Genomic DNA, 6,989 nt, shown 5'->3' on the forward strand with positions numbered 1-6,989 from the left:
CAGCCCATAACCGAGAAACGTCAAAATGTGAGGTGGTTGTTTTTGTCAAATCAATGAGGCTAGCCTTGGCCCGTGATCGCGGACCTGCAGCAGCTCGTCGACAGCGTGGGCGACCGCCTCGGCCGATCGGTGGCGCTCGACGACTCCAACCTCCACATTCTCGTCACCACGACGCATCCGGGTGAGGTCGATCCGGCGCGGGTCGAGTCGCTCGTGCGCAGGGCGTTCCCGAAAGCATTCCTCCAGTACGTCGCCAGCTTCGGGGCCTGGGAGTCCCGCGACATCTTCACCCTTCCCGCACGGCCGGAACTCGGCCTCGCCATCGCGCGGATCGGGATCCCCGTGCGATACGAGAACGTCCTGCAAGGTTTCCTGTGGCTGCTGGAATCGGAAGGGCCCCTCAGCGAGGCACACGCGGACCTGCTGCGCGAGACGGCCGAAGACGCGGCGCTGGTGCTGCACCGCCGGTTCCTGCTCGGCGAGCTCGATCGCCGCCGGGAGCGGGAACTCGCCCGCGATCTGCTCACCACCGACCCGCAGCTGCGCAGCGAGGCGGCCGCCAGCCTCGTCGACGAGGACCTGCTCGCCGCCGGGCCCGTCGCCGTGCTCGCCGTGACCATGCCGCACCCCGCCGCGGAGCCGCTGGCCGACAAGGACCGGCTGGCCATCGCCGTGGGGCTGGACCGGGCGCGGCGGCGGCTTCCGGCGGGCCACGCCATCCAGCTCGAGCGGCCCGATCACGGCGTGCTGATCGTGTCGCACCTCGGTCCGAGATCCGAAGCCGGACTCACCGACCTCGGCACGATACTTCGCGACACCGTCGACCGCGAGACCGGACGGGCGCGGCCGGAATGCTGGGTCGGCATCGGAGACAAGCGCAAGGCGCTCGCCGACTGCCATGCCTCCTACGTCGAGGCGAGGAGGGCCACCGACGTCGCCTCTGTCGTCCGAGTGCTCGGCAGCGTCGTGCACCACCGGCAACTCGGGGTCTACAGCCTGCTCGCCCGGGTCACTCCCGAGGATCTGCGCCTCAGCCTGCACCCCGGACTGCACAAGCTCCGCGATCACGACTCCGGCAACGACGCCCTGACGTCAACGCTCGAGACCTTCCTCGACAACGCCGGCAGCGCCAAACGCACCGCGGAGCTGCTGTGCATCCAGCGCGCCAGCCTGTACTACCGGCTGCGCCGCATCCAGGAGATCGCCGACGTCGACCTGGACAACGGCGAAGACCGCCTCGCCCTGCACCAGAGCCTCAAGATCGCGCGTCTGCTCGGCCTCTCCGCGGCGCGGTGACCGCCGCGACGAGCCGATCCTGACGGGTCGCGGCCCCTCACAGGCGGACACCGAGTTCGTTCAGAACAAATGCCAGCCATTCGGTCTCTTGCGCGATCTCGACCTCGACGGGCGTTGCCCAGCCGTGTCCCGCGTCGTTCCAGATGTGGAGCAAAATCGGCGCGGTCCCCGCCTGCGCCGCCTGCATCCGGGCGGCCCATTTCCGGGCCTGCCACGGCGGGCACCGCGGATTGTTGACGCCGGCATCGACGTACACGGCGGGATAGTCGGTGCCATCTCGGACGAGGTGGTACGGCGATATCGACATGAGGTGCGCGACGCCGTCCGCGTCGGCCGTCTCGCCGAACTCCCGTGCCGTGACGCTGAGATACGACGACCGGAATGCGCCGAGGAGATCGGTGATCGGTACCCGGGGAACTGCTACCCGCCACAGCGACGGTCGCTGGGTCACCGCGACGCACGCGGTGAGTCCTCCGTTGGAGAAGCCCGTCAACCCGAGCGCGGAACTCGACGTGGTACCGCTCGCGATGAGGTCCTCGGCGACTGCGTAGAGATCGTCGTACGTGTTCTGCTTGCAGTCGCGGCGCCCTCCGTTCCACCAGGCGAGGCCGAACTCTCCCCCGCCGCGCAGGTGTGCGTGCACGTAGGTCCCACCTGCGTCGACGATCACCCCCGCCTGTATCTGGTAGACCGGCGAGAGACCAACGTTGAAGCCACCGTGTGCGTAGACCAGCGTCGGCCGGTCCGGCCGTTCGGCCACGTCGGACCGCGAGACGACGTGGTACGGGACGCGAGTCCCGTCCGCCGACGTGGCCCACCGATCCTCCACAGTCACGCCGTCGAGCCGCACCGCAGGTTCGCGCAGCACGTCGAGCCGGTTGGTGGAGCGGTCATGCCGATAGACACCCCACGACGCCGTGAAGGTCGCGAACGGAAAAACGAAGTGCTCCTGGCCGACGCGGGCCACCAGTTGCATCAACGGTTGCGCCTGCTCGCCCGCCGCACCCTTGCCGGGGAGTTCCAGACGGCACACCTCGGCGCCGTCAGGCGAGATCACCCGCACGCGCGAGTAGGTGTCGATCCACTCCGACACGTAGAGCTCATCGCCCACGCGGGTCGTGCCGCGGATGACCGCATCCGACTCTCCGACGATTTCGCGCCACGTTCCAGGATCGGCCGGGGCGACGGAATCCATCGCGACCGAGACCATTCGGCCTCGGTCGGCGCCGACCGTCGTCACCGCTACGTAGTCGTCGCCGACGATGTGTCCGTAGAACGCGCCGTCCGCCACCGTGACGAACGGCTCCCACTCTCGTCCCATGGCGGTCAGTCGACAGCGAGCGAGGGCAACGGGTGCGCGCCGGCCACCCACTGCGGTTGCCCAGCGTCCGTCGTCGGAAATCTGGACGAGGATGTACTCCCGGAAGTCCTCCGGCAGCGGGACCTTCTCGGGTTCCGTGGCGGCAGGTTCGCCGAGCCGGTGGTAGAAGACCTCCTGCCGAAAATCGGACAGCGGACCGACGAGGGCCAGGTAGAAGAATGCCTTGGAGTCGGGAAGCCACACGACGCCACCGACCCAGCCGTCGTGCAGGACGCGTTCGATGCTGTCCGGGAGCCGCGCCCCGGTGCGCACGTCGTACAACGCGATCTGGTTGTGTTCGCTCCCGTCCCGGCAGATGCCGACGGCCAGGACCTCGCCGTCCGGGGACGGTGCGAACCACGGCAGGGACGGAGGCTCGGAGCCGAGTTCCTCGGCAGGGAACTCGACGACGATCCGTTCGTCCCGATACGGCTCGCGCCCGACCACCACGCGGGTCACGCCCTCCACGACCTCGGATCGGAACCATCCGGACTTCGTCTGAACCGGAACGTCGGCGAACCGTGGGGCCCGATGCCGCAGCACCGACTCGCGCACGGCGTCCAGCTGTCCCCTGTCCCGCACGTAGCGTGCCGCCAGCGCTGCTTGTTCCGCCTGCCACTGGCGGGTCTCTTCGCTGTCGTCCTCCAGCCAGCGGTAAGGGTCTGGAATCGTCGATCCGGCGAGCTCATCGGCAGCGTCACACACACGCGTCAGCGGCCGGGTGTATTCGCTATCGGGCCCCATCGGCGCGCTACTGACCGACCGCGACCGGCTGGAGCAGCTGGTTCCGCGCGACGATCGCTTCCTGAGTGGGTGGCACGAGAAGCGCACCACCACCTTCGACCGTGCCCTGGGCGAATTCGACATAAGGCCGTTGGCGGGCCTCGTAGCGCGGGAACGCCGTGACGTGGTCTCCATCCGATCGCTCGAGCTCCTCAGCGAGGAACTGAGCCCCGGTCATCGCCAGGGACGTGCCCCGGCCCGCGAGAGGGGATGCGCAATGGGCGGCATCGCCCACGAGCGCGACCCGGCCCCGGTGCCAGGTGGGCATGTGAATCTGGCTGACCGAATCGAAGTAGATATCGGGATCAGCGCGCACCGCGTCGAGGATCGTCTGGACCTTCCACGAGCGGCATTCGGCGAACTGGTCGAACAGGATTTTCTTCTGCGCTTCGACGTCGCGGTAGTCGTAGTCGATGGGATCCGACGCGAACATCAGGAGACCGATTGCCCTGTCCTTGAACCGGGCGATGCCGGCCAGGTGCCCGGGATAGCTGTACATGGGATTGATCCGCTCGGCTTCGGCATCAGCCTCGCCGGGCATGTCGATGATGGCGACGTAGAGACCGAGATGCCGAATCCAGTCCTGCTCCGGACCGAACACGAGCCGCCGCACCGCCGAGTGCATACCGTCGGCGCCGAGGACGAGATCGAAGCTCTCCGAATTGCCGGAAGCGAACCCGACATCCACGCCGTCGTCGTGCTCGGCGATCGAGTTCACCGACTCGCTCAGACGCAGGTCCACGGTTTCGGGCAGCGCGTCGGCCAGGATCCGGGACAGGTCCTCGCGGGCGATCTCGATGTCGTCGGACGAATCGCCGATGTCGGCGGGCAACCTGCCGACGGCCGTGCCGTCTTCGTCGACGAAATGCACCTGCTCGGTCATTCGGATACGCGCGTCGCGGACCGCGGGCAGGATGCCCATTTTCTCGGCGACCTCGATCGCATCGCCGCGGACGTCGATGGGCGAACCGTTGCCACGGAGCCGATCCGCCCGCTCGATGATCGTGACGTGATGACCTCGCATCCCGAGATCACGCCCGAGTGAGAGGCCGGCGACGCCCGCGCCGGAGACAAGAATTTTCATGCGATCTCCACAACAGTGACGATGAGCCGGGGACTTTTACCGCGCTGGCTGCGACGGGTGGGCGAGCACGAAATCGCGGAGCAACTGGGCGGTTTCTCGTGCGAACTCCATCGTGATTCCGTGGCGCGCCCCCGGAATCACCTCCAGCCTCGCCCCAGGGATCGCGTCGGCGATCTTCTGTCCGATTTCGGGACGAGCCGCGGGATCGTCCTCGCCGTAGATGAGCAGGGTCGGCGCCGTGATCTCGGGTAGGCGTTTGGTGAGGTCGAAGCCTGGGATCGCGGCCAGTCGCCGCGCATCCGCCTCCGGTGAGCGGTGGACCAATATCGACCGAAGTTCGGCCACCAACTTCTCGTCCGCTTGCCCGCGTTCGGACAGGGCGAAGGCGAGCATCTGCGCATCGCGCTGCGACGGCGACAGCTCGATGATCTCGGAGGCCACAGGTGCTTGCAGGGCCGAGGCGTCGGAGAAGGTGGCGCCGACCGTCAGCGATTGCACGACGTCGGGCACCGATACCGCGACCTGCAGGGCGATGAAGCCACCGAACGAGGATCCGAAGATGTGCGCTCGTTCGTACCCGAGTCCCCTGATGAGCGCGGCGCAATCCTCGGCCAGGTCGGGGATGCCGTACGAGTCGGGCGGGTTGACCGACGCTCCGGAATCGCGCTGGTCGTAGGCGATCGCACGGATGCCGTCACCGAGCAGGGGCCGGAACGTGTCGTACTGGATGTGGGTGCTTTCGCCGCCGTGCAGCAGGATCACCGGCTCGCCGGCACCGGACTCCGCGTAGGCGATCTCGATCTCGCCGGCCTTTACCGTGTTCAGCGCGGTGGTCATGCCTGCGCCCCGGAGTTCCCGTCGACGAACGTTCCCCGGCCGTTGGTCTCCCCGGGCATCTCACTCGGCGATCGCTCGCTGATCAACTCGATGATGTAGTGGGTGACCGCCGTGTCACCCACGTTGCGGATGCGGTGCGGAGTGAGGGGCTCCGCGGTGCCGACCGTCTGGAAGAGCACGAAGTCGCCCGGGGCGCTCGGATAGGTGGGCTCCACAACGCTCACATCCTTAAAAGAGACTGATCGTCGCTTTAAGGTAGCCGCGATCCACCCTGGTGTCTACAGAGAGGTAGATGTGAAAATCAGAGGCGTGCCGGAGAACGTGGAGACCGCAGAGACGACCGACGCCGGCACACGACCGGCAGCCCGACCGGGCGGCCGTAACGCTCGGGTGCGGTCGCAGATCCTCGCGGCGACGACGGAGCTCGTTGCCCGAAACGGCGTGGCTGGCCTGCGCTACGAAGAGATCGCCGAACTCGCCGGAGTCAACAAGAACAGCGTCTACCGCAACTGGCCGGACCGCGCCGAACTCGTCAGCGACGCGCTGCTGCAGTACGCGGAGGACTCTGCACCTCTCCGCGACTCCGGCAACCTCCGCCGCGACCTGGTCGACTTCTTGATGGTGTTCTCCGAGCGTCTGTCGAGCTCGATCGGCCGGGCCCTGTCGCAGGCCGCCATCGCGTCTCCCGGGAACACGGATCTCGATGAGGCAGTTCGGGTTGCTTACGACCAACGACTCGACACCGCCCGCCGGCGATTCGACAGCGCCGTCGACAAGGGAGAAATCCCCCCTGTTGACAGCTACTTCCTCACCGAACTGCTGTCCGGGCCGGTGTACCTATACATCAACCGGCGACGCCACCCCTTCACCCGCGAGGTGGCCGAGAAGATTGTCGACGTCGTCTTGGCCGGCATCCACGCCACTACGCCGTAGGATGCTCGATCAGTCCTAGCCCGCTCTGGTGGCGGCTGCGTTCTAGCCACCATCTCCCAAGATGCGGTCACTGGCTTTGTGGTGAGATTCGGAGCCGGATGTCAGTCAGTGGCTCTGGTTCATATCACCGGCGATCCTTACGCCTGCTCGACTTGGAGGCGGCAGCGGACCCATGGAATAGGACCAGCAAGGCACCGAGTTTTCGGCTGACGGACACACCAACATCCCGCGAGGCCTCACCCATCACATAGCGTAACCATGCTAGTGAAGATCAACGATCTCCGTGAATACGACATCGATACGCTCGAGCACACACGGAGCACACCGAAGATCAAAAATGCCCGTAGGAGCCCGGTGTAGCTTGCCAAAGTCGATCAGAAAGCAAAGAAACCCCAGCCCACAACATGTGCACTGGGGTTTCTTTTGCGTGCGCCGCCAGGGACTCGAACCCCGGACCCGCTGATTAAGAGTCAGCTGCTCTAACCAACTGAGCTAGCGGCGCTTGAACTCCTCAAGATTACCGCACTGCGACGGGCGGTCGAAACGGGTTAAAGTAGAACAACATTCGGTCCGGGTGAGGGAGCTGGGATGTCGTGGTTCGCGGGGGTTCCGGAGGTTGGGGAGCGGCTGCGGGGGGTGGACTACCTGGCGGATGACGGGATCGCGACGTCGGTGTTCCTGGCGGGGGCGTTGGGG

The 6,989-nt window shown here is 66.6% G+C and carries 6 protein-coding genes and 1 tRNA gene; 2 read left to right on the top strand and 5 right to left on the bottom strand.

All coding sequences use genetic code 11. The features are described from left to right. The first annotated feature begins 72 nt into the window (after nt 1-72). Complete coding sequence (locus Aple_RS18060; RefSeq protein ID WP_155345780.1) at nt 73-1,296, top strand: PucR family transcriptional regulator; 1,224 nt, start codon at nt 73-75, stop codon at nt 1,294-1,296. A 37-nt stretch (nt 1,297-1,333) separates the two neighbouring features. Here Aple_RS18060 and Aple_RS18065 read toward each other — a convergent pair whose 3' ends face one another. The 4 genes from Aple_RS18065 to Aple_RS18080 are packed head-to-tail and all read right to left on the bottom strand — an operon-like array spanning nt 1,334 to nt 5,575. Further along, a complete protein-coding gene (locus Aple_RS18065; protein ID WP_170321538.1) occupies nt 1,334-3,400 on the bottom strand; it encodes a prolyl oligopeptidase family serine peptidase in 2,067 nt (688 codons plus the stop codon). A 7-nt stretch (nt 3,401-3,407) separates the two neighbouring features. Then, complete coding sequence (locus Aple_RS18070; RefSeq protein ID WP_155345782.1) at nt 3,408-4,523, bottom strand: FAD-dependent monooxygenase; 1,116 nt, start codon at nt 4,521-4,523, stop codon at nt 3,408-3,410. A gap of 36 nt (nt 4,524-4,559) precedes the next feature. Continuing rightward, nucleotides 4,560-5,360, bottom strand: coding sequence for an alpha/beta fold hydrolase (locus Aple_RS18075; protein ID WP_155345783.1), 801 nt, complete (start codon nt 5,358-5,360; stop codon nt 4,560-4,562). Then, nucleotides 5,357-5,575: a hypothetical protein gene (locus Aple_RS18080; protein ID WP_170321539.1), complete on the bottom strand. Its 219-nt coding sequence runs from the start codon at nt 5,573-5,575 to the stop codon at nt 5,357-5,359. The genes Aple_RS18075 and Aple_RS18080 overlap by 4 nt, the downstream gene beginning before the upstream one ends. Between Aple_RS18080 and Aple_RS18085 the strand changes: the two genes are divergently transcribed. Continuing rightward, nucleotides 5,565-6,293, top strand: a complete 729-nt coding sequence (locus Aple_RS18085) for a TetR/AcrR family transcriptional regulator (protein WP_246264558.1) — start codon at nt 5,565-5,567, stop codon at nt 6,291-6,293. The genes Aple_RS18080 and Aple_RS18085 overlap by 11 nt on opposite strands. A 428-nt stretch (nt 6,294-6,721) precedes the next feature. On the opposite strand, the gene Aple_RS18090 is transcribed toward Aple_RS18085, so the two are convergent. Continuing rightward, nucleotides 6,722-6,795 (bottom strand) — tRNA-Lys (locus Aple_RS18090). Nucleotides 6,796-6,989 lie beyond the last annotated feature (194 nt).

The organism is Acrocarpospora pleiomorpha (assembly GCF_009687885.1).
GTDB classification, from domain to species: domain Bacteria; phylum Actinomycetota; class Actinomycetes; order Streptosporangiales; family Streptosporangiaceae; genus Acrocarpospora; species Acrocarpospora pleiomorpha.

Bases quoted from the DNA above. Each gene is read 5' to 3' on its own strand.
- Aple_RS18070 (WP_155345782.1), bottom strand. From the start codon at position 4,523: ATGAAAATTCTTGTCTCCGGCGCGGGCGTCGCCGGCCTCTCACTCGGG.
- Aple_RS18075 (WP_155345783.1), bottom strand. From the start codon at position 5,360: ATGACCACCGCGCTGAACACGGTAAAGGCCGGCGAGATCGAGATCGCC.
- Aple_RS18065 (WP_170321538.1), bottom strand. From the start codon at position 3,400: ATGGGGCCCGATAGCGAATACACCCGGCCGCTGACGCGTGTGTGTGAC.